Annotated in this window: 16 protein-coding genes; 8 read left to right on the forward strand and 8 right to left on the reverse strand. The window is 45.1% G+C overall.

The window, feature by feature from the left end; genetic code table 11:
- The first annotated feature begins 234 nt into the window (after positions 1-234).
- Both GTQ48_RS13780 and GTQ48_RS13785 read left to right on the forward strand, forming a co-directional pair.
- Positions 235-768, forward strand: coding sequence for an SRPBCC family protein (locus GTQ48_RS13780; protein WP_163107191.1), 534 nt, complete (start codon positions 235-237; stop codon positions 766-768).
- Positions 769-930: 162 nt separating this feature from the next.
- Positions 931-2,091 (forward strand): MFS transporter, encoded by a 1,161-nt coding sequence (locus GTQ48_RS13785; protein ID WP_163107192.1) that lies wholly within the window; start codon positions 931-933, stop codon positions 2,089-2,091.
- 199 nt (positions 2,092-2,290) lie between these two features.
- On the opposite strand, the gene GTQ48_RS13790 is transcribed toward GTQ48_RS13785, so the two are convergent.
- The 6 genes from GTQ48_RS13790 to GTQ48_RS13815 all read right to left on the reverse strand — a co-directional run bounded on the left by GTQ48_RS13790 (position 2,291) and on the right by GTQ48_RS13815 (position 9,592).
- Positions 2,291-3,190: a hydroxymethylglutaryl-CoA lyase gene (locus GTQ48_RS13790; RefSeq protein ID WP_163107193.1), complete on the reverse strand. Its 900-nt coding sequence runs from the start codon at positions 3,188-3,190 to the stop codon at positions 2,291-2,293.
- Between the two features lie 5 nt (positions 3,191-3,195).
- Positions 3,196-5,214 carry an acetyl/propionyl/methylcrotonyl-CoA carboxylase subunit alpha gene (locus GTQ48_RS13795; RefSeq protein WP_163107194.1) on the reverse strand — a complete coding sequence of 673 codons (2,019 nt, stop codon included), beginning with the start codon at positions 5,212-5,214 and terminating at the stop codon, positions 3,196-3,198.
- Positions 5,214-6,047 carry an enoyl-CoA hydratase/isomerase family protein gene (locus tag GTQ48_RS13800; protein WP_163107195.1) on the reverse strand — a complete coding sequence of 278 codons (834 nt, stop codon included), beginning with the start codon at positions 6,045-6,047 and terminating at the stop codon, positions 5,214-5,216. The genes GTQ48_RS13795 and GTQ48_RS13800 overlap by 1 nt, the downstream gene beginning before the upstream one ends.
- 11 nt (positions 6,048-6,058) lie before the next feature.
- Positions 6,059-7,666, reverse strand: a complete 1,608-nt coding sequence (locus GTQ48_RS13805; RefSeq protein WP_163107196.1) for a carboxyl transferase domain-containing protein — start codon at positions 7,664-7,666, stop codon at positions 6,059-6,061.
- A 352-nt stretch (positions 7,667-8,018) separates the two neighbouring features.
- Entirely contained in the window at positions 8,019-9,188 is a 1,170-nt protein-coding gene (locus GTQ48_RS13810; RefSeq protein WP_163107197.1) for an isovaleryl-CoA dehydrogenase, read from the reverse strand.
- On the reverse strand, positions 9,185-9,592 hold the full coding sequence (locus tag GTQ48_RS13815) for a MerR family transcriptional regulator (protein ID WP_032095765.1): 408 nt from the start codon (positions 9,590-9,592) through the stop codon (positions 9,185-9,187). Before GTQ48_RS13815 ends, GTQ48_RS13810 begins: the two co-directional genes overlap by 4 nt.
- Before the next feature lie 359 nt (positions 9,593-9,951).
- Here GTQ48_RS13815 and GTQ48_RS13820 point away from each other — a divergent pair, with 359 nt between their 5' ends.
- From GTQ48_RS13820 to GTQ48_RS13835, 4 genes are all read left to right on the forward strand, one after another.
- Positions 9,952-11,127, forward strand: coding sequence for a thiolase family protein (locus GTQ48_RS13820; RefSeq protein ID WP_163107198.1), 1,176 nt, complete (start codon positions 9,952-9,954; stop codon positions 11,125-11,127).
- Positions 11,128-11,487: 360 nt separating this feature from the next.
- Positions 11,488-12,438 (forward strand): alpha/beta hydrolase family protein, encoded by a 951-nt coding sequence (locus GTQ48_RS13825; RefSeq protein WP_163107199.1) that lies wholly within the window; start codon positions 11,488-11,490, stop codon positions 12,436-12,438.
- Positions 12,431-13,666: a kynureninase gene (gene kynU / locus GTQ48_RS13830; RefSeq protein WP_163107200.1), complete on the forward strand. Its 1,236-nt coding sequence runs from the start codon at positions 12,431-12,433 to the stop codon at positions 13,664-13,666. The genes GTQ48_RS13825 and kynU overlap by 8 nt, the downstream gene beginning before the upstream one ends.
- Before the next feature lie 154 nt (positions 13,667-13,820).
- Positions 13,821-15,230 carry a diguanylate cyclase gene (locus GTQ48_RS13835; protein ID WP_235207814.1) on the forward strand — a complete coding sequence of 470 codons (1,410 nt, stop codon included), beginning with the start codon at positions 13,821-13,823 and terminating at the stop codon, positions 15,228-15,230.
- Between the two features lie 148 nt (positions 15,231-15,378).
- On the opposite strand, the gene GTQ48_RS13840 is transcribed toward GTQ48_RS13835, so the two are convergent.
- On the reverse strand, positions 15,379-17,034 hold the full coding sequence (locus GTQ48_RS13840; RefSeq protein WP_163107201.1) for a DUF342 domain-containing protein: 1,656 nt from the start codon (positions 17,032-17,034) through the stop codon (positions 15,379-15,381).
- Between the two features lie 196 nt (positions 17,035-17,230).
- A complete protein-coding gene (sbcB, locus tag GTQ48_RS13845) occupies positions 17,231-18,661 on the reverse strand; it encodes an exodeoxyribonuclease I (RefSeq protein WP_163107202.1) in 1,431 nt (476 codons plus the stop codon).
- A gap of 343 nt (positions 18,662-19,004) precedes the next feature.
- Between sbcB and GTQ48_RS13850 the strand changes: the two genes are divergently transcribed.
- Positions 19,005-19,424 carry a CBS domain-containing protein gene (locus tag GTQ48_RS13850; RefSeq protein ID WP_163107203.1) on the forward strand — a complete coding sequence of 140 codons (420 nt, stop codon included), beginning with the start codon at positions 19,005-19,007 and terminating at the stop codon, positions 19,422-19,424.
- A 362-nt stretch (positions 19,425-19,786) separates the two neighbouring features.
- Positions 19,787-21,085 (forward strand): Na+/H+ antiporter NhaC family protein, encoded by a 1,299-nt coding sequence (locus GTQ48_RS13855; RefSeq protein ID WP_163107291.1) that lies wholly within the window; start codon positions 19,787-19,789, stop codon positions 21,083-21,085.
- The last annotated feature ends 26 nt before the right edge of the window (positions 21,086-21,111 follow it).

Here is a 21,111-nt window from a genome sequence, read left to right on the forward strand (position 1 = left end):
AGAAAAATGTGTTCGCCAAAAAGAGCATATTCAGAAAATAATACGTTAAGCACCCGCTGCCCGTGCCGCCCTAATCAAACGCGCCCGATTTAGGATCCACAGTGTGAATAGATGATTGGTTTACTAACAGAGACAAATTACTTTTTCATTAAAAAGGGTTTTTAGACAAATGCACAATGACATTTGTTAATTAAATGTTATATTTTGTTGTCGGTAATTAAAGAGGAGTAAAACATGGGTGTGTTAAAAAAGTTATTGTTTACTGTGAGCGGGCTAATTGTCCTTGTGATTGTCAGCAGTTTCTTTATGCCTCAACAATATACCGTGGAACGCAGTATCATCATTGATGCTGAAACGTCAGATGTATACCCATACGTAGTAAATTTAAAGCAATGGGAAAAATGGGGAGTGTGGTTCAAACGAGACCCCAATATGGAACTTTCCTATGCAGGACCGGATCGTGCTATCGGCATGCGACTTGAGTGGAAAAGCGATACCGAAGGCGATGGTGAAATGGAAATTGTTCAACTAGAGCACAATAGCAAGGTGGGTTACACGCTCTATTTCCCAGAAATGGATATGGGGTCGAGCGGTGTTGTAGAAATTGAAGCCACAGACAGTGGTAGCCGCGTGACTTGGCGCGATGAGGGCACGGTGGATAACAATCCGATTAATAAGCTGTTTGTTTTATTTATAGACGACATAATAGGCCCAGATTTCGCAATGGGTTTAGAGAATTTAAAAACCGTGGTGGAAAATAACGCCTAATGCATTTCTCCACAAAGCGCTTACCGAAAAGCTAGTAACGTAAGCGTTTATCTTGTTCGTTTAACATGATTTTTTATATAGTCTTTTACATAGCCTTTTAACATGATCCTTAAACATAAGACCTCGTAAAACTGTGCATATAATAAAAAACGAATCTACATCATGACCAACAAGAAGCACCTTTTAGTAACTGGGTTATCGTTTAATAAATTAGCAGACTTACTTATTTCTGCGAAAACCACGCTTCCCGCTTTACTCATTATTCTTGGCGCGCCGGCTTGGATGGTCGGGTGGTTGGTGCCAATCCGTGAATCTGGTGCACTCCTACCTCAAGTGCTCATTAGCATGTATCTACGTAATAATGCTGCTCGGTATAAAGTGTGGCGTGTGGGTATTTGTATTCAAATTTCCTCAGTAGTGGGCATATTGTGCTCTGCAGTCTTACTTGATGGCTTTAATGCGGGACTGTGCATTCTAGGCTTTCTCATACTGCTGAGCTTAGGTCGTTCTGCATGTTCGTTAACCGTTAAAGACATTGAAGCAGATGTGGTACCCAAGGGAGAGCGGGGTAATCTTGTTGGATTGGCGTCTACTATTTCAGGCGTAATGACGCTGCTGGTTGCGGTTCCTCTACTCATCTTTGATGACACGTTTAAAGATAACGCTTTGCTGGGCGTACTGGTGTGCGCTGCGGTATCGTTCACTATTACGCTTTTATGCATGTTCAATTTGAAAACAAAGGTAGAAGACAACGGTGATGATAAAGGCAAAATGTTTTCTATCCGTTTCGATAAAACGGTTTATCAGTTTGTCTTTGTGCGAGGTCTCTTTGTTCATTCTGCGCTGGTAGCCCCATACTTCATGCTGGAAAATGGTGATAATGCGCAGAAATTATTACCTATTTATATTGCCGCGCAAGCATTAGCATCCATGTGCTCTTCGTTACTTTGGGGAAAAGTTGCAGATTACAGCGCAAAGCTAACGCTGCAAATAGCAGGTGTGCTTACCATAGCTGCTTGCGTAGGCTTACTAATCATAGAGTCTGACACACTTATCATTTCTGCTGTTTTGTTTTTCATTTTGTCTATTGCTCACTCTGGGGTAAGAACGGGACGAAAGACATACAGCCTTGATGTCAAAGAAGGGCAGGAGCGCACAGAACTGGTGGGGTTTTCAAATACGGCAATCGGCATAATCCTACTCACCTTCGGGGCGGTGTATGCCGCTATAGGCCCATTTTTGTCGTTCTCGGTGGTGTATATTATGACCGCCATGATGGTTGTGGCCACGATATCCACAGCGATACTGCCGAACGAAAAATAAAAGCGGTAAAAGGCTATTTTATTAAGCCAGGCCTTTTTCGACAACAAAAAAAAAGGGTGCCGATAAATTAGCACCCTAATATGTTTAAGGCGGCTGCCCCAGTGGTTTAAAGTTACTTTAAAACTACTTTAAAAATAGGTTAAAACAGCCTTTGCCAAATGAGCCTAAGCTCAAAAACGCCTAGGCTAAAAGACACTAATTAGCTAGTCAAAAGCGCGTTGGCTACCTTAGAAGCTGGAGACTTATTGATCACCTTCGAAATAAAGTCTGTCGCTACAAGCAGCTTTTGCATGTCGATGTTTGTTTCTATGCCCATGCCGTTTAGCATATAAAGCACATCTTCAGTAGCCACATTACCGCTTGCACCTTTAGCGTAAGGGCAACCGCCTAAGCCTGCTACAGCAGAGTCAATGGACGCCACTCCGTATTGCAATGCCGCGTAAATATTCACAAGCGCCTGTCCATAGGTATCGTGAAAGTGAACGGCAACATCGTCGACGGACAACACAGTTAACACACTATCTAGTAAGCGCTGAGTCGCCACAGGTGTACCCGTGCCTATTGTATCGCCTAATGATATTTCATAGCAGCCCATGTCAAGCAGCTGCTTAGATACTTTTGAAACGGCTTTAGGTGCTATTTCACCTTCATAAGGGCAACCCATAACACATGACACATACCCACGTACTCTCATATTATGAGCATGGGCTTTCTCAATAACGGGTTCAAATTTTTGCAAACTCTCGTCAATTGAGCAGTTTATATTTTTCTTAGAAAACGACTCAGAGGCGGCGCCAAATACCGCCACCTCTGTGACTCCAGCCTCTATGGCAGCATCTAACCCCTTAACGTTTGGGGTTAGGGCTGAATAGACTATAGCGTTGGCTTTGTTGATGCCCGTAAACACATTGCCAGAATCAGCCATTTGTGGCACCCATTTGGGCGAAACAAAACTTCCAGCCTCAATGCGCTTCAGGCCTGTTTCAGACAGTAAGTTGATAAACGCAATTTTGTCATCAACAGTAACGATGGACTTTTCATTTTGAAGACCATCTCTTGCCCCAACTTCAACAATACTGACGTGCTGTGGTATACCCATGGCGACTAAGCTCCCTGTGCGTCGGCACTTGTGAATTCGAGTAAGGCTGCGCCGCCGTCTACCAATTCACCTGGTTCAAAGTAAAAGCTGTCTACAACACCATCGCTAGGGGCTACAATGCTGTGTTCCATTTTCATGGCTTCCATAACGAGAATTGGCTCGCCTTTTTTCACCTTTTCACCGCATTTCACTAAGTGAGCCACTATGGTGCCGTTCATTGGGGCATCGAAGTTAGTGTTACCACTATTTTCATCATCATCGCCTTCAGATGGGGCAACAACAGTGAAGTTGATATGCGTATCTTGGTTGTATAAGCCAAAATCGCCATCGCTTACTGCGAAGGTGTATTTCGATTTAATACCTGCTACTTCAACGTTAAGCTGATGATCATTGATGGCGCCACTGACTTTCACCGTGGAGTTTGCCGTTGTAATTTCCCATGCCGCAGATGCATCGGCATTAAACACATGACACACCGTTACCGTGAACTCTTCTTCGCCAACTAATAGCGTAAGCTGCTCTTCGTGAGACGCGTTTGCCCGCCATGCACCGGCTGTAAACCAAGGGGAATAGCTTGCTCTGTCAGCAGCTAAGCCTTTTTCAAAACGGCGACGTAATACGGCCAATATCGCCATTACCGGTAACTTTGCCTGAATGTCGCGCTTAGCCTCAGCAAATAATGCGTCGTTGTGCTTTTCAACAAAGGTGGTGGTTAATTCTGCAGCCTTAAATGCGCTATTGCTTGCTACGCGCTTGAGAAAATCGATATTGGTTGTTACACCCGCAATATGATAATCGCCAAGGGCATGCAATAATCTTTTAAGCGCGATATCACGAGACTCGCCCCATACCACAAGCTTTGCAATCATTGGGTCGTAATAAACACTCACCTCGTCACCTTGCACAACACCCGTGTCTACCCGTATAAGTGAAGACTCTTCAGGTGGTTGCAACAAGTGCAAAACACCGGTGGAAGGTAAGAAGTTATTGGCTGGATCTTCAGCGTAAATACGGGCTTCAAATGCGTGCCCATTTAACGTTAATTCCTGCTGGGTTTTAGGCAGCGCATTGCCTTCTGCCACACTCAACTGCCACTGGACCAAATCTTCGCCAGTGATCATTTCCGTAACAGGGTGTTCTACCTGAAGGCGGGTGTTCATTTCCATGAAGTAGAATGAGCCGTCCTCATCTAATAAGAACTCGACGGTACCAGCACCTTCATAATTAATCGCTTTTGCCGCCAAGATAGCCGCTTCACCCATGCTTTCCCGAATGCTTTGGGTCATGTTTGGCGCAGGCGCTTCTTCAATAATTTTTTGGTGTCGACGCTGTACCGAGCAGTCTCGCTCAAATAAGTACACGCCGTTACCATGGCTATCACAGAATACTTGTATTTCCACGTGGCGAGGGCGAGTGAGGTACTTTTCTACAAGCATATGATCGTCGCCAAAGCTTGCCATAGACTCGCGTTTTGCCGCGTTAAGTGCCTGAGTGAATTCGCCTTCGTTCCACACCTGACGCATACCTTTACCGCCGCCACCTGCGGCCGCTTTTAGTAATACTGGGTAGCCCATGTCATCTGCCGCTTGTTTAAGCGTAGACTCTTGCTGATCATCACCGTGATAGCCTGGTACTAGCGGTACACCCGCTTCTTCCATAATCCGTTTGGCAGCAGATTTTGAGCCCATGGCTTCAATAGCAGACGCCGGCGGCCCCACAAAAATAATGTCATTAGACTTACAAAGATTGGCAAATTCGGCATTTTCAGATAAGAAACCATAGCCCGGATGAATCGCGTCAACGCCCAGTGCTTTTGCGTGCTCAATAATAAGGTCGCTGCGTAAATAGCTATCTTTAGAGGGGGATGGTCCAAGGTGAATGGCTTCGTCGGCCATGGCAACATGACGTGCGTTAACGTCGGCATCAGAGTAAACGGCGACGGTTTTTACACCTAAGTGTTTTGCCGTCTTCATTACTCGGCATGCTATTTCGCCGCGGTTTGCCACTAAGAGTTTATTTATCATTATTTTGCCTCCAACCAAGCTGCTTTGCGCTTTTCAAGAAACGCACTTAGGCCCTCTTGGCCTTCTTCAGAAGTTCTTACTTTGGCGATGAGTTTGCTGGTATCGTTTAACATGTCGCTGTCTATTGGCTTATGGGATACCCACTGAACCAGCGCCTTTGATTGTGATACGGCCTGCGGACCATTTTTCAATATGCTAGCGATGATATCGTTAACTGTGCTGTCTAAGTCTTCTTCATTGACCGCTTCGCTCAGTAAGCCCAAACGTCTGGCTCGTCTTGCAGAAAACACTTCAGCCGTTTGAAAATAGCGTCTGCATACGCGCGCACCCATTGCCTCAATAACATAAGGGCTGATAGTCGCGGGCACTAAACCAATTTTTACTTCGCTTAAGCAAAAGTTAGTCAGTTTACTGCCGATGGCGATATCACAGCAGGCGATAAGCCCTACCGCGCCGCCAAATGCAGCACCTTGGACTCTTGCAATGGTAGGCTTTGGCAGGGTGTAAAGCGTATGAAGCATTGAGGCAAGCCCCATGGCATCTTCACGATTTTGTGCCTCGGTGTAACTGGCCATCTTTTTCATCCAGTTGAGGTCGGCACCGGCACTAAAACTTTTGCCTTCAGCGCGTAAAACAACAGCGCGAACAGAGTCATCAAGGCCTGCTTTTTTAAAAAGCCTTTCTAGCTCGGCAATCATGTCGTCATTAAACGCATTGTGCTTTTCAGCACGGTTCAATGTAACGGTAGCGATATGTTTGTCATCTACGTGATACGTTACTGCGTCAGATACTATATTTTCTTTTTGGGGGTTATTTCTTTGGGTGTTGTCCATTCGTGCTGCTCCTACATTCTAAATATGCCGAATTGCGTTTCTTCAATTGGCTTATTAAGTGCTGCAGATAATGACAAACCCAATACTAAGCGAGTGTCTGCGGGGTCAATCACACCATCGTCCCATAATCTCGCTGACGCGAAGTAGGGGTGTCCTTGCTCTTCGTATTTATCAACAACAGGTTGTTTGAATTGCTTTTCTTCTTCTTCGCTCCAGCTTTCGCCAGCACGCTCTTTTTGATCGCGCTTAACCTGAGCCAATACGCCAGCCGCTTGTTCACCGCCCATCACAGAAATACGTGCATTGGGCCACATAAACATAAAGCGTGGGTCGTATGCTCTGCCGCACATGCCGTAGTTACCAGCACCAAAACTACCGCCGATGAGTACCGTTAGTTTAGGTACATTAGCACAGGCTACAGCCGTTACCATTTTGGCACCGTGTTTCGCAATGCCGCCATGCTCGTACTGTTTACCCACCATAAAGCCGGTGATGTTTTGTAAAAATATAAGAGGAATTTTTCGCTGAGCGCAAAGCTCAACAAAGTGCGCGCCCTTCATGGCGCTCTCGCCAAATAGAATGCCGTTATTAGCAACAATGCCAACGGGATTCCCAAAAAGGCGGGCGAAACCGCACACAAGTGTGGTGCCGTAAAGTGGCTTAAACTCATCAAAGTCAGAATCATCGACTATGCGAGCGATGATCTCTCTCACGTCAAAGGTCTGCCTGCTATCTTTAGGCACAATGCCATAAATTTCTTTTGGATCGAACTTAGGTGGCTTAGGCTCTTTAACATCAAGCAGCTTTGGCTTTTCTCTGTTAAGACGGGAGACTGCATTTCGAGCAAGCGATAAAGCGTGATGATCATTATTGGCTAATTGATCAGCAACGCCGGAAATACGGGTATGAACGTCTCCGCCACCCAGTTCTTCAGCACTAACCACTTCACCAGTGGCCGCTTTTACCAGCGGTGGACCACCCAGAAAGATAGTTGCCTGTTCTTTCACGATGATGCTTTCATCAGCCATGGCGGGAACGTAGGCACCACCCGCGGTGCACGAGCCCATCACTACCGCAATTTGCGGAATATTTTTGGCCGACATATTCGCTTGATTGAAAAAGATTCGACCAAAGTGTTCTCTGTCAGGAAATACTTCATATTGACGAGGTAAGTTTGCGCCACCTGAGTCTACAAGATAGATACAAGGAAGATTGTTCTGCTCGGCAATCGTTTGGGCTCGTAAATGCTTCTTAACCGTGAGCGGGTAATAGGTGCCGCCTTTTACTGTGGCATCGTTGGCCACAATCATGCATTCAGTGCCGGCAACCATACCGATACCTGCCACTACACCTGCACACGGCACGTAGTCGTCGTAGACTTCCCATGCTGCAAGTTGGCCAATTTCAAGAAATGGGGTGTCTTTATCGAGAAGGGCGTTTATACGATCTCTAGGGAGAAGTTTTCCGCGTGAGATATGACGTTCGGCAGCTTTCTCTCCGCCGCCCTGTGCGATTTTCATTATTTTTTCGTGCAAGTCATCGACTTGCGCCTGCATGTGTTCGCGGTTTGCTGCGAACGTTTCAGATTTGGTATTTACACTTGAACGTAGAACGGGCATACCCCCTCCTGTGTATTAGCACTTGATAGCGGCGCTGTTAATTTATTATTCAAATTATCTTGAAGCTAAAAGGATAGTCGGTGTTGTTGTATTTCGTTTTATTATTAATCCGAAGCTTCAAACGTAAAATTAAGATGTGCAAACAGGCAAAGCTTCTGGCATAGGCTTGAATCTTAGGAAGCAAGTGCGAGAGACATCTATACCAGAAGTTCACTGAATATACATGTCTCGCAATTACAGTCTCTAGCGTCTGCGCGCTTTCCAATCGCTTCGTACACTCAGCTATCGCTGAGCGTTCAATGCGATTTAACTAAGCCTTTAACGACGCTCTGCCTTGTTTATTTCACAAACCTTATTTAGATTCGTTAAATAGCTCTCGACCTATCAGCATACGTCTAATTTCAGAGGTACCTGCGCCAATTTCATACAGCTTGGCATCGCGCAAAAGACGACCCGTAGGGTATTCGTTGATATAGCCGTTACCACCAAGTAATTGAATGGCGTCCAATGCTATTTTCGTTGCTAGCTCTGCAGAATAAAGAATGGCGCCCGCCGCATCTTTACGGGTGGTTTCACCGCGATCGCAAGACTGTGCTACCGCGTAAACATAGGCTCTTGATGCATTCATTTGCGTATACATGTCGGCAACTTTGCCCTGAACTAGCTGAAACTGTCCGATTGATTGACCAAACTGCTCTCGGTCGTGCACATAAGGAACTACAATATCCATACATGCTTGCATGATGCCAAGTGGTCCGCCAGATAGCACAAGTCTTTCGTAGTCTAAACCACTCATTAACACGCGAACGCCTTCGCCTAAGTTTCCTAAGATGTTTTCAGCTGGCACTTCACAGTCTTCAAACACAAGTTCACATGTATTTGATGAGCGCATGCCGAGTTTATCTAGCTTCTGTGCACGGCTGAAGCCTGGGAAGTCACGCTCAACGATAAACGCCGTTATGCCTCTTGGACCCGCTGCTGGGTCGGTCTTTGCGTAGATAACAAAGGTATGCGCATCTGGACCGTTAGTGATCCACATTTTGTTACCGTTTAAGATGTATTTGTCGCCTCGTTTCTCTGCGCGCAGCTTCATGCTTACCACGTCAGAACCGGCGTTTGGCTCACTCATCGCAAGGGCGCCGATATGCTCACCAGAAACGAGTTTTGGAAGGTACTTTTCTCGTTGGGCTTCGTTGCCGTTACGGTATATTTGGTTGATACACAAATTTGAGTGAGCGCCATAGCTTAGGCCAATGCCGCCAGAAGCACGGCTTACTTCTTCCATTGCTATGGTATGAGCTAAATAACCCATTCCTGATCCGCCATACTGCTCTGAAACCGTCACGCCGTTAAGGCCCATGTCGCCTAGCTTCGTCCATAGCTGGTTAGGGAACTGGTTATCTTCGTCAGCCTGTGCAGCAAGTGGTGCAATTTCGTTTTGAGCAAACTGATAGACCTGATCTCGAAGCATATCGATTTCTTCGCCAAGTCCAAAATTCATCGTAGGGTAGGAGGTGTTCATGCAATTTTTCCTCGTTTAAGTTCTGCGAGTTCTTCTCTACATCTGGTTTCAACGTCGTCCAGCTCTGTCATCAACATTTGTATGTCTTCTAATTGTTGATTAAGCACTGCACGCTTTTGCTCGGACATTTCTAGCATCGCTTCTAACTGAACGGCCGAGTTTGGATTACTGTCGTACATGTCGAATAGTGTCTTGACTTCGGCAAGTGAAAAGCCAAGACGCTTGCCGCGCAATATTAGCTTTAGGCGAACCCGGTCTTTATTTAAATAAACGCGGTTTTGCCCAGTGCGAGTGGGAGATAAAAGCCCTTGCTCTTCGTAAAAACGAATGGAGCGGGGCGTAATATCGAACTCTCTCGCAAGCTCACCAATGGCGAAAGTAGTTTCATTGTCCGACTGACTCATTACATGTACCTTGTCGTATAGCATTTTCTTGCTGTCCAAAATTTAAACGTGGACTCATGTCCTTAACGTTGCGCGCATACTTTATTGCGCATAATTTACTGCCATTCTTTTGATTACGCTTCGGCTTTGCTTACTCTCTGTGTGAAGTAAGAATGTTGCGTTTGGTTGACAGTTCCTTGTTACAGGTTTACGTTAACGTTAATTACATTTTACGTAAAGGTAAAGTAACATTTTGCTAACGTCAATTTTTCATGATGACGGTCTTTGTTTAGCACAGTTCAAGGTGTTTACTTTTGTATACATGACGCAAAGTGATCACATTTAAGTAATTGAAATTATTATATATTGAGGGTTGGATTATGAGTGATAAAACAGTAGTGATTGTTGCCGCTAAACGTACGCCAATGGGCGGTTTTAACGGTAGCCTAGCGCCAGTGAGTGCAACAGATTTAGGTAATGTGGCGATTAAAGCCGCGTGTGAAAGCATGGATGTCTCTCAAATCGACGAAGTGGTAATGGGCTGTGTATTGCCAGCGGGTCTTGGTCAATCGCCTGCCCGTCAGGCGTCGCTAGGTGCAGGTTTACCGCTAAGTGCAGGTGTTACCACAATCAATAAAGTATGTGGTTCAGGGCTAAAGGCTGTCATGCTTGCCCATGACTTAATTAAAGCGGGTAGTGCAGACACCGTTGTAGCTGGCGGTATGGAAAGTATGAGTAACGCACCCTACATGCTGGACAAGGCCCGTTCTGGTTATCGAATGGGGCACGGTCAGGTGCTCGATCACATGATGCTGGATGGACTTGAAAACGCCTACGACGGAAAAGCAATGGGCTGCTTTGCCCAAGATACCGCCGACAGTGAAAACATTACTCGAGAAGAAATGGATGAGTTTGCGTTAAGTTCATTATCAAAAGCTCATGAAGCCATTAATAGCGGAACCTTTGGTGACGAAATTGCCAAAGTCACTATTTCTGGTCGCAAGGGCGATGTGGTTGTCGATACCGATGAAGGTCCGGGCTCAGCCCGTCCAGAAAAAATTCCATCGCTTCGACCTGCTTTCAAAAAAGACGGCACCGTTACAGCCGCAAACTCCAGCTCAATTTCAGACGGTGCAGCAGCACTAGTGGTAATGAGCGAAGAAAAAGCAAAAGAAATGGGGCTAACGCCGCTAGCCAAAGTGGTGGCCCACGCAACACATTCTATTGAACCAGAAAACTTTACCGTGGCCCCAGTAGGTGCAATGGAAAAGGTACTAAGCAAGGCGGGTTGGACAAAAGAAGAAGTAGACCTGTTTGAAATAAACGAAGCATTTGCCATGGTCACTATGCTTGCCATTAAAAAGTTAGGCCTCGATGAGAGTAAAGTAAACGTTAAGGGTGGCGCTTGTGCTCTTGGTCATCCAATTGGCGCTTCGGGTGCTCGTTTACTTGTTACGTTGCTTCATGCGCTTAAACAGCGCAATAAAAAGCGTGGCATTGCCTCTTTATGTATCGGCGGTGGTGAAGGTGTAGCACTTGCTGTTGAGATGCTGTAGGTTAGATTACTACAACGTTTTTCATTGAGTAAAAAGTCATTGAGTGCAAGTTAAATGCACTTAACAGCGATTATGTAGCTAGGTAGATAAATAACTATGTACGTACATCAATAAATACACCTATAAATATAGAGGTAAGTACATAAATAGTTACATAATTTTAATAGCTTAAATGGCACCATTTGTGGTGCCATTTATGTCTAAATAATCAAAAAATACATAATAAGAACGTTATATGAAGTTTAAAGCTTATACTGGAAATTTAGTTTTCACTTTCACTGACGCTAACTTAAATATAAGTACAAACGTCACTGCAAGCATCAACGCTATCAAAAACGCACCCACAAAATTAGCGCTGTCATGAACTGTGCTGCTACGGATTGGCATGAGAAAGCCTTGCCTGCATTGATTAGGCTACCGAATAAATTACTTTTGCTAGTCGTTACCATTTTGATCTTGGCCGGGTGTTCATCACTGACCGCTGTGGATGAAAAACACAACGACACTAAGACGCCAGAGTCATTAACGTCCTTCGACCAAGTTCCCTACAGCTCACTTTTACTGCTACCTAAATCTGTGCCGACACGCATAATGTCTTACGGCAGCGATGCGCTTCAAACGGTGTCAGTATACGAAGCTCAAAGAGATAGCGATGGAGTAAGCGCATCTCATTCTGCCATTATTTTTATCCACGGAGGCTGCTGGCTCAATGCGTATGATGCCTCCCATGGCGCTGGCTTCTATTCAGCTTTGGCTAACACAGGCATCGATACTTACGCTGTGGAGTACAGAAGAACGGGCGATGAAGGAGGAGGTTGGCCCGGCAGTTTTAACGATATTCAAGACGCGATAAACACAATAACGCGCTCACTTTCCCAAACAAATGAAGAAAAAAATGTCTACATTGTAGGCCACTCGGCAGGAGGTCACTTGGCCCTGCTTGCTGCCGCTTCTGAGCTAAATATACCGAAGAGCGTAAATATTAAAGCCGTTATCGGCCTTGCAGCGATTACCAATGTAACCGAGTACGCCAAGGGTACAAATAGTTGTCAAACCGCAACGCCTGATTTTATGGGCGGCAAGCCCGAAGTGCGTGTTGAGGCGTATAAGCAAGCAACACCACATTTAGAGCGTATTGGGTATCCGGTTGTGCTGATGCAGGGTGATGCGGACGCCATAGTGCCCGCTTTGCACAGCGAAAGCGAGCATGCCAAAACAATCTCTATTGTAAACGGTGGCCATTTTGATTGGCTACATCCTAAATCAGACTCCTACAAAGCACTTCTAAAGGTAGTGACAGCAAATGATTAACAAGGTTTTTTCCGCCAAGCAGTTAGACGATAAAGATCCCTTACGCCACGTTGTCAGTCAATTTGCACTGCCTCCCGATACCATTTACTTAGACGGGAATTCACTTGGGCCACTACCAAAGGCCGCTGAGGAGCGAGCTCGCGACGTGGTAACTAACCAGTGGGGTAAGGATTTAATAAAAAGTTGGAACTGTCACGACTGGATAAGACTTCCTCAAAAAGTAGGCGATAAAATAGGCGCGCTAATTGGAGCAGAGGCAGGGCAAGTCGTTTCTTGTGACTCAATATCCATTAATCTGTTTAAAGTGCTAAGCGCGGCGCTCAATATGCAGCCTGACAAAAAGGTGATAGCAACCACCCGTGACAATTTCCCAACCGATATTTATATGGTTCAGGGGCTACTCACGTTGCTGGGTGATGACTACAGTATTCGTTACATAGATGAAGGCGATATTGAAGGCCAGTTGTCTGACGACATAGCGGTACTTATGCTAACTCAGGTAAACTTTCGCTCCGGCTTTAAATTGAATATGGAGACGATAACTCGCCAAGCACAGAAGCTCGGTATTCTTACATTGTGGGATTTAGCCCACAGTGCAGGAGCGTTTCCAGTAGAATTAGACAAGTGTAACGTGGATTTTGCGGTAGGCTGTACCTACAAATACCTAAACGGTGGCCCGGGTGCGCCGGCGTTTGTGTATGTAGCGCAAAGACATCAACAGCAATATAGACAGCCTTTGTCAGGATGGATGGGTCATCAATCTCCATTTGCATTTACGCCCGATTACGAAGCTGATGATTCAGTGAGTCAGAACCTATGCGGCACCCCGGGTATTTTGAGCATGAGTGTGCTTGATGCCGCTTTGTCAGTGTTTGACGATATAAGCTTGAAAGCGATAGATGAAAAATCCAAAAAGCTTCAAGCTTTTTTCGCCGCAGAAGGAAAGCGCGCAGGCCTTTGCGACTATATGGATATTGTCAGCCCTCCTATCGAAAACAGAGGTAGTCAGGTGGCACTGTCGCACCCAGAAGCCTATGCAATATGCCAGGCGTGGATTGCTAAGGGGGTTATTGCAGATTTTCGGGCCCCCAATATTTTGCGAATAGGCTTTGCACCACTTTATTTATCATTTGAGGATATTGAAGTCGCGGTGTCTAAACTGGCCGATATCATGCAAAAAAAGACATATGAAAAGGCCGAGTTTCAACGCAAACAGCACGTTACGTAACCAGTTAACTGCAAAATCACAGAAATTCACAGAAAAACGTTCTTGAAAACATTGCAAAATGGCGGTGAAGAATGAATACTTTCTCGCTGTTTTTGCAAGTAGTGTTAATGGTAAGGCTTTGAAATTATTTAGCTATGTCGGGTGGACAGTTTTCTTGAGCGTAAATATGCTTATTTGCGCGGCATCCGCTCAAATTGAAAATGAGTTTGAGAGCGAAATACTCGACAATACTATTGAGAATGTGACCTACTGCGTCGATCCTAATTGGGCGCCCTACGAAGCCATCCGCAATAACCTTCATGTTGGTATATCTGCTGAATACCTCGACATTATCGCCGACATCGGCAACCTCTCTTTTACATTAGTTCCTACAGAGAGCTGGCAGCAAAGCTTAGAGTTTGTTCAACAAGGGCGTTGCCAAGTCATTCCTATGCTGAATACTTCAGACTATCGCCGGCAATTTCTCGATTTTAGTCTCCCTTACTTTGAAGCCCCGAATGTGCTGATTGCAAAAGAGGGAACTCCGATGTTACAAGGGTATGCAGGGGTAGGTAACCGAACGGTTGGTATCGTTGATGGCTATCGCCAGCTTGAATACATTTATCGTCATTACCCCAATGTACGTTTAGCGATGGTGCCGTCTGAGCAAGAAGGACTTAATCTTCTCGGTGAAGATAAGTTCGACGTAATGGTTGGTTCACTGCTTAGCGTGAACATGCATATCAATAATCAAAACCTAAAAGACTTAAGCATAGTAGGGTATGCAGAGCCACACGACTCTCTAGCGTTTGGCGTGAACAAATCGTCGAGCCACCTAATACCAAAGCTGAATTTCGCCATAGAGCGCATTCCTGAAGAAAAGAAAGTAGAAATCTATAAGCGCTGGAATAACGTTAAAATGCGCTATAGCCGCAGCTATTCTCAATTAATGCTTTGGGTAACTATCGTATTGCTTGTGTTGCTATGGTTAATTTACCGCAATCGATATGTGCGAAAATACCAACATATCGTGGCGCAAAAAGATGAAGAAATAGGAGCGCTTCAGGCAACGCTGTTAGAAAAGAACCGTACGCTCGCTTTCTTATCTGCCCACGACAAAACAACCGGGCTGTATAACCGAAACCATATGATACAGCGAGCTGAAGAGGAAATTTCTCGTTTCCAGCGCTTTCACACAACCGCAACGCTCATTCTTATTGATTTAGCACAGCGAGATGTTAATGCGAGAGCTATCGACGACTTTGTGCGTGAGGATTTGTTGAGAAAAACAGCGGCAAGCTGTTTAAGCACAATACGAGAAGTGGATGTGGTGTCTCGTTTCAACGAACAGTTGTTTATTATTCTGTGCCCTCAAACAGAACTGGATGCGGCAACCACGCTTGCTCATCGGTTGTTAGAACGAATGAAGCAAGAAGACGCAATTTCATCGCTAATGAGTGTGTCTATGGGGTTAGCTGAACTGAAAGATGAAGAAGAGTTTTCCGATTGGTACGAGCGAACACTCAAAGCTTTAAATAAAACAAAGCGCGAAGGTGTAGACAGCATCTCTGTGGCCGAGAAATAATTCAAGCTCATAAGTTGGGCTAAAGGGCTGGGCGTACGAGCTAAGCGCTTGCGCTTAGCTCGGTCAATACAGAGACTTAGCTTATACCCCCACAAAAAGACTCACTCACAATCAAAAACAGCCCGACCACATAAGGTAAACAAAACGTCTAAACAATAGGGTCGTAGTGCCACTGGTGGGCATCGTAGCGAATCTGGGAGCGATTGTACTCGCGCTCTGAACGCCAGTTTCTGTTGTTAAGTTTGGCAGTAACCCCAGGGTAAAGTCGCTTATTCGCTATCAGCTTAACGTCTGATTGATAGGATTCTTTGGCGCCTTTCACTTCAGAGGCTTTTCCTTCAATCCATTCAAGTAACGCAGTTTCGTTGTTAAATAGCTCAAGAGCATCAGTCATTTTTTGTTTGAGCTCTTTAGGGACTTTTTTACTTTTCAGTAAATCGATTTTTTCTTTGTGCTTTGAGTTATTTTCCCGAATTTGCTTAAGCAGTTCATCTAAGCCGTCTTTTCGTTCCAATAATAAGTTAAAGCCCGGGCTAAAATCTATTTTTAACGTACTGCCAGATACCGCGCCTAGTGTGCCCGCTTCAACACGCCCTTGGCTGATGATGTCGCAGGCAAACAAATTCCCCATGGGGTTATCTAACTGACCAACGATAACAGCGCCGCCACAGCGCAACCTGCTGTAGGCTAGCTGTCTGCCAACAGTGACATCGCCTTTGCACTGCACCTCAACACCTTGTCCGTGCTGAACGTGAATGCTGCCTGCAGCAATCAATTTACAATGGTATTCACCATCGTTATCGTTAACCTTGCCCATGGCTCCTTCAGTAATAATGATATCGCCGCCTGATTCGATAAGAGCCGATTCTACAAAGCCATTGATGGTGACATCGCCTGACGCTTTAATTTGCATTTTTTCGGTAACATCGCCGTTAACCAGTACAGCACCTTCATAATTTACATGCCCGGAGCCCACATTTACGCCTGTGCAAATAAAGGTGTCGTCTATATTCATTATTTGATCGCGATATTTCGGCATGCCGGATATGCTTGATACAAGCAGATTTGAATCGCTGTCTGATACGACGGTACCGCTTCCCATTTTGAAATCAAGCCATTCGCCTGGCACGGATGGAAGCTTGTTGCCTTTGATGTCAAATCCAGTGCGGCCCTTTGTAGGTGCCGTGCGTTTCAATACTGGTGTGTCTACTTTAACGCAAATTACCTCGCCCAAATTACGCATATCAACTCGCTCACCCACCTGGGTTTGCGGTTTTAAAATTCGTTCTAATGCGTTAGGAACGAGGGGGATAAATTTAGAATTTTTACCATTTCTTGGGGGAAGGCCCTTTGCTATGGTGTCTTCAAGGATTTCGCCGCTTGTGGCGTGTTTCGCCCGTATCAGCAACGTCTTAATGCGCTTTGTGCTAATGCCCTTAACAATCTTACTTTTCATTGCAAGAGACATTATTGCACCCATTGAGGGGAGTTTGCCGCCATAAGGTGCTGTTAACACTAAATTTGCCGACATATTGTCTTCGGGAATACGAAACTCTACTTCGGCATTTTTTCGCTCGCCAATACGCTCTCTTACTATTGTACTGTCGCCAGTTTTAAAATAATGGTTGGCAGTATCACATGCAGACTTTAGTGATTTTTCTGAAACGTATAGACCCGATGTTTCGCCGCGTTCAAGCTCGGCGCGAATGCTACTGATATCAATATCGGCATCAAATAAAGAAGGGTCGAGCTGAATATTTATATACGTTCTAGATTTATCGAAACTAATTGTAACGCCATTCATGACAACATAATCCTCTGAGCACACCTTGATGTGTTATCGGCCGCTCGTATTGTTACTTAATGGTACTTTCTATGACTATTGTCACTGTCTGACGTATCGTTAGTACAAAACGTACCTATTGCGACAATCGGCCATTATTTCCTTATACCCAACAATTTATTCTGATACTGGCTTTGCGTCAAAGGTTTTCAGCGTATCAGAGGTTTTCAGCGTATTGATACAACGCACGCAAAATTGCCTGCTTGTCAGGGTTATCACTATACTCGTGGGCAAGCTGTTCGAGTTTAACCAAATAGGTATCTAAGGTGATAGAACCATTAGACGAAGCATCGGTTAAACGGGCGTGGCGATGACGCTGCCATCGTGTCATCTCATCAGCGGTAAGGGTATTTGGAAAGTTTCTAGCGCGATATCTGAAAAGTAGTGCTCGTAACCCCTGATGTTGGGTATTGTCAGCAATAGCTATCAAGTTTTCTGGACGAGACTCAATGACTTGCTCGCACCAGCGCCTGTCTTCCTCACTTAAAAAGCCACCACTATACAGCGCATGGTCGATATCCTGTTCACCATGCTCCTCCTCAATGTCATACAGTGCCACTAGCTTTTGCGCTATCTCGGGGCTTGCCGCAATTTTTTTGTAGTTATCTAGACAGCGGTCGCGATCAAGGCCTAACCGTTGTGCATTTTCTTCAGACATGGCTTTCGCAGTGGTAATGAACGGAGAACGATTTGCATGAATAACCTTAATACCAGGTCGTTCTTGCTTGCTAGTAAATTGCTCCGCTGGGGCATAAAGTTTTTGTTTTATCTCTTCCGGTGTGTCGTTCAGTAAGCTATCAACATCGTGAGATAAATCGACGGTAATGAATCCATTACCGTTCTTTGGATGCTTGGCAATAGGCATTATCCATGTACAACAGCCTTGTGAAGCAGGTAGCTTGGAAGAAATGTGAAGCAACACCGATGGCTTTGAGAGATCGATTTGCTGCATTACCGCCTGTTTACTGCGAAGAGAAAAGGCGTAATCGAACAATCTTGGCTGCTTTTCTTTTATTAGCTTTGCAAGGGCAATGGTAGCGTACACATCACTTAATGCGTCGTGGGCGTTACCGTGCTCAAGTCCATTGGCCTTGGTGAGCAGTTCTAGTTTAAAGCTTGGCGAGCCGTCATCCCGTTCAGGCCATTCAATACCTTCAGGGCGAAGTGCATAACACGCTCGGGCCAGATCGATGATGTCCCAGCGGCTATTGCCGTTTCTCCATTCTCTTGAGTACGGATCGTAAAAATTGCGATAAAACAAAAAACGGGCAACTTCGTCATCAAAACGAATGCTGTTGTACCCAACACTACATGTGTTGGGCGTAGCCATTTCTTGATAAATTTTTGCAGCAAAGTCAGCTTCATTAGAACCATCACGCAATGTTTGCTGCGGTGTAATTCCTGTCACTAAGCAGGCTTCAGGGTGGGGAAGATAGTCATTGGCTATGGCGCTCATTATATTAATGGGCTTTCCCACAATGTTTAAGTTTTCGTCCGTGCGCACCGCTGCAAATTGGCAGGGTAAGTCCTTATGGGTGTTAGTGCCAAAGGTTTCAAAGTCGTGCCATAAAAAAGTAGGTGTTTGCATAACCACCGAGATGTTCCCTTAAATTTGCGCTCCAGTTTACACTGGGATACGGCCAGCGCCAAATTTCTGTCCTGCTACATTTTAACCTTTTATCAGTGGCATTATTTTGTTTGTAAAAAGCATCAAACGTCGGTGAGAAGCATCGTGTTTATCCGTATTTTTAACGGTTGCATATCATCACTGTAAAAATTTTGTTAAATCAACTGGCCTGAGCTAATTTCTCGGTCTACGCTAAAACAGTGAGGGAATGTCGCTTTCACGGATTTTTATAATAATGAAAATGTCGCATCGCTTATTCTTTTACGATTTAATTGCTAATAGGCGCGTCGGCTGGAGAACAAAAATGGAATCGTTGCAAGTCAGTGATTATATGAATACGCATCCAGTAAAGTTGAACGCTGAGATGCCAGTTGCGCAGGCTGTAGAAGCACTATTATCCACCCAACAAAGCGGAGGTCCGGTGCTCGATATAAAAGGTAGAGTCATCGGGTTTTTATCCGAGCAAGATTGCATTGCTACAATGATTGCGTCTAGCTATTACCGAGAGCAGATATGTCGGGTGGGCGATATTATGAAAACACCGGTACTCTCCGTAAAACCCTATATGTCAGTGATTGAGTTAGGGGAATTATTTTTGAAACAAAAACCCAAAGTCTACCCGGTGGTAGATGATGACGGCATTTTGTTGGGATGCATTAATAGAACGTCGGTGTTAAAAGCCATTGATGTGCAATTAAATGATGGCTATCGACACGCGGTTTAATCAAATGCATTGGCTTTGTCTCTTTTTACCGATAGTTGCGAGGTTATCTAAAAGGGACAAGGTCAACACGCCAAGTAAGACTGCAATCTGTCTATTTCCCTCTTTTTCAATGCGCCCCCTTAAATGCATTGGGCGTGGTGAAAATTCAAAGCAGCGTATACATTACGCTTTGTACTTCTACCCTCATTTGGACGTGTCACTTTTTAATGCACAGAACACGTGCGTGATAAATTGAAAGCCCATTAGGTTTTTAATTTTCTTTTGCAATATAATCAAAACCTTTTATCCTCTCCACCTAATGAAATTTGACGAAACACAAACGAGTTCCTGTGCATCCAACTAATTCTGTCGCGCCAAATCCAATGGGGCTAACGCCCATTCTTCTTTTTGTTGTTCTTGTTGTTGTGACGGGTGTGACGACCAATGACATCACTTCAATGCCTATTTTAGTTGCGTTTTTTATCAGCGCTGGATACGGCCTTTGTCTTAACCCCAAGAACGAAAAAGTGAGCTTTTCTGAAAAAGTCCAAACTTTCTGTAAAGGCGGTGGTGATAAGAACATCATCTTGCTGGTGCTCATCTTCCTCCTTGCGGGGGCATTCTATGCCGTTACGATTGATATTGGTGCCCGTGATGCCACAGTTAACATGGCGCTGCAGTTTGTCCCGTCGTCACTCATTTTGCCGGGCTTATTCCTAATTTGTTGCTTTATTTCTTTTGCAATGGGCACCTCGATGGGAACGATAACCGCGCTATCACCTATAGGCGCCGGCCTTGCTACTAATCTCGGGCTTCCTATTGAAATGGCACTGGGAATTGTTGTTGGCGGAGCTATGTTTGGTGATAACCTCTCGTTTGTGTCAGATACCACTATTGCTGCAACCAGAACCCAAGGCGTTCAACTGAAAGATAAGTTTCGCGCGAATCTGATGGTTGCTCTGCCTGCGTGCATCGTGACCATGATTTTGCTCTTATTTGTTGATGTGGATACATCGGGAATTGTGCAGGCAGAAAGCTATGATTTTTGGCGAATTTTACCGTACCTGTGCATTATAGGTTTTGCGCTTAGTGGTTTTAACGTTATCAGCGTTCTGGCTATTGGTATTGCCAGTGCATGCATAGTAGGTCTTGCCCAAGATAGTTTTAGTGTACTGTCGATGATGCAAAGCATTCAAAAAGGGATGGGGTGGATGCAGGACTTAGCGATGATTGCTATCACTATTGGCGGCATTGTGGCATTAATGCATGCTAATGGTGGTATTACGTGGCTAATACAAAGGCTAACACGACGGGTCACCACCAAAAGAGGTGCAGAGTTTAGTATTGCTGGTTTGGTCAGCTTTTTAGATATAACCACTGCGAATAATACCATTGCTATTGTAACCGCAGGGCCTATCGCTAAAGATTTGAACGAAAAGTATGGGGTTGATCCTCGCCGAACCGCGTCGTTACTGGATATATTTTCATGCAGCTTTCAGGGGCTCGTGCCCTATGGCGCCCAGCTTCTTAGCGCTGCGGCAGTAGTGGGGATTTCTCCTTTAGCCATTACCCCTTATTGTTGGTATCCCATGCTGATTTTCGTTTTCGGGATAGCGGCAATTAGCTTTGGTTTCCCTCGATTCAGTGAACCACAGGGCGATGAGTTAACCCAGTCGCGCTAAATCTTCGTACTAGTTGCCAATATTTG

This window comes from Alteromonas genovensis (genome assembly GCF_010500895.1).
In the GTDB taxonomy this organism is placed as follows: Bacteria; Pseudomonadota; Gammaproteobacteria; order Enterobacterales; family Alteromonadaceae; genus Alteromonas; species Alteromonas genovensis.